We start from the raw sequence: 2,529 nt of genomic DNA, 5'->3' as shown, positions 1-2,529 counted from the left end.
AGCCCGTGCAGCGGGGCCCGGGAATCTCCGGGCCCCGCTGCACGGGCTGATCGGGCGGGACGGCGAGTGCCGCCGGGCCCGGGAGCGGCTGGCCGAGGGGCGGCTGGTCACCCTCGTGGGCCCTGGCGGCGTCGGGAAGACCCGGCTGGCGACCGCCGTCGCGGCTCAGGTCCGTGCGCCCGGCGGGATCTGGGTGGCCGAGCTGGCGGCCGCGGCCTCGCAGGACGACGTCGCGGCCACGGTCGGCGCCGCGCTCGGGCTGCGGGCGACGGGGCTGAGCACCCGCGATCCGCTGTCCCGGCTGACGGACGCGCTCGGCGGCGCCGCCGCGCTGCTCGTGCTGGACAACTGCGAGCATGTGATCGAGGCGGCCGCCTGGCTGGCGGAGGAGCTGCTGGGCCGCTGTCCGGGGCTGCGGGTGCTGGCCACCGGGCGGGAGCCGCTGGGGATCACCGGCGAGCTGCTGGTCCCGGTGCTGCCGCTGGACCCGGGCGCGGCGGTCGAGCTGTTCACGGAGCGGGCGCGGGCCGTACGCCCCGGGTTCGCCCTCACCGACGGGTCGGCGCACCTGGTCGCCGGGCTCTGCCAGCGGCTGGACGGGCTGCCGCTGGCGATCGAGCTGGCGGCTGCCCGGCTGCGGACGCTGCCGCTGGAGTGGCTCGCGGCCCGGCTGGACGACCGCTTCGCGCTGCTGACCGGCGGCAGCCGCACGGCCCAGCCCCGGCACCAGGCTCTCTCCTCGGTCGTGGCGTGGAGCTGGGATCTGCTCAGCGAGGCGGAGCGGGGCACGGCACGGCGGCTGGCCGCCTTCGCCGGCGGCTTCACGCCCGAGGCGGCGGAGTGGCTGGACGCGGCGCCGGACCCGCTGGTGGAGAAGTCCCTGGTGCAGTTCGACGGCGGCCGGTACCGGATGCTGGAGACCATCCGCGAGTTCGTACGGGAGCACACCGACGACCCGCGGGCTGCGCGCGCCGCCCACGCCGCGTACTTCCGCGATCTGGCCGAGGAGGCGGAGCCGTGGCTGCGCGCGGCCGGCCAGCTGCGCTGGCTGGAGCGGCTGACGCCGGAGCGGGCCAACTTCCTGGCCGCGCTGGACTTCAGCTGCGGGGCTGAGGATGCGGAGACCGCCGTACGGCTGGCCTCCGCGCTCGGCCCCTTCTGGGCGATACGCGGGGAGTACACCGAGGCCGCGGCCTGGCTGGGGGCCGCGCTGCGGCTGCCCGGGAAGGCGCCGGAGCCCGTCCGGGCCTCCGCCACGGCGCAGTACCTCTTCTTCGCCTGGCTGTGCGCCGACACGGCGACGGCGCGCGAGGCGACCTGGCTGCCGGAGCCGACCGACCCGCTGAGCGAGGGGCTGGTCGCGCTGGTGCACGGGGAAACCGAGGCCGGGCTCGCCGCGCTCGGTGTCGTCCCGGACCATCCGTGGAAGCAGGGCATGTACGCGCTGGTGCGGTCGCTGCTGCACGGCCAGGCGAGCGCCGCCTCCGACTCCCACCGGGAGCTGCTCACGGCGGCCGACGGGTTCCGTACGGCGGGGGACCGCTGGGGGCTGGCCACCACGCTCACCTACGCGGCGATCACCGCCAGCTCGCACGGCGACTTCGCGGGCGCCATGGCGGCGATCGAGGAGGCGCTGAAGGCCGCGGGCGACCTCGGCTCGGACATGTACCAGCGCGTCTGGCGGTCCTCCATCCTGCTCGGCGCGGGCGCCACGGACCGCGCGCGTGCGGAGCTGACCGGGGTGGTGGCGGCCGACTCCGGGCTGCCCGGCGCGCTGGCCTCGCTCACGCTGGCCGATCTCACCCGGCACGACGGCGATCCGGAGGCGGCCGAGTGCCTGCTGAACGGCACGCCCGACGCGGTCGGCCGCGGCCACCAGATGGTCCGGGTGATGCTCTGGTCGGCGCGCGGGCGGCTGGCCCTGCACCGGGGGCACTGCGACGAGGCGCGCGGATATCTTCAGGAGGCGGTCGCCGTGGGCCGGGAGGCCCCCGGGATGGGAATGATCGCGCACGCCGCCGTCGGCGCCGCGATGCTGGCGATCCGCCATGGCGGTCAGGAGGGCCTGGAGGCAGCCGCGCTGCTGATCGGGGTGGCGGCCCGGTGGGCGTCCGGAGGCTGCGACCTCGACGCACGGCGTCTGGACGGCGAGCTGCGCGAGCTGCTGGGCGAGAGCGCGTACACGGCGGCGTTCGAGCGCGGGCGCGACCTGGACCGCGCGGAGGCGCTCGCCCTCGTCAGCGATCATGTGCTGCGCTGACATCGCGGAGCGCGGGGTGCGCCCCGTCCGGGGCGCGGGGAACCGCGCGACCGGCCACAGAGCACCCGCGGACCGCGACGCGACAGCAAGGGGCAGCCCCGGCCCGGGAGGCGAGGGAGGGCAGGGCGGCGCGGCGGGCCCCGTGATCGGCGGACCGGACCGCTCCCGCGGTCCGGCCGCCCTCCGCCGCGCCGCCGCCCTGGGCCGGCCGTGCAGCCGTGCGCCCACCGGCCCGTGGACCCGGTACGCGCACTGCACGACCCCGACCC

1 protein-coding gene is annotated in these 2,529 nt (G+C 77.6%); it reads left to right on the top strand.

Annotated elements, in window-relative coordinates:
* Nucleotides 1-2,260, top strand: a 2,260-nt coding sequence (locus G5C65_RS35325; protein ID WP_165303145.1) for an ATP-binding protein, incomplete at its 5' end; no start/stop codon positions are given.
* Between the last annotated feature and the right edge of the window lie 269 nt (nucleotides 2,261-2,529).

Origin of the sequence: Streptomyces boncukensis (assembly GCF_011045075.1) — a bacterium.
Lineage (GTDB): Bacteria > Actinomycetota > Actinomycetes > Streptomycetales > Streptomycetaceae > Streptomyces > Streptomyces boncukensis.
This window is presented reverse-complemented; position numbering and strand designations above follow the sequence as displayed.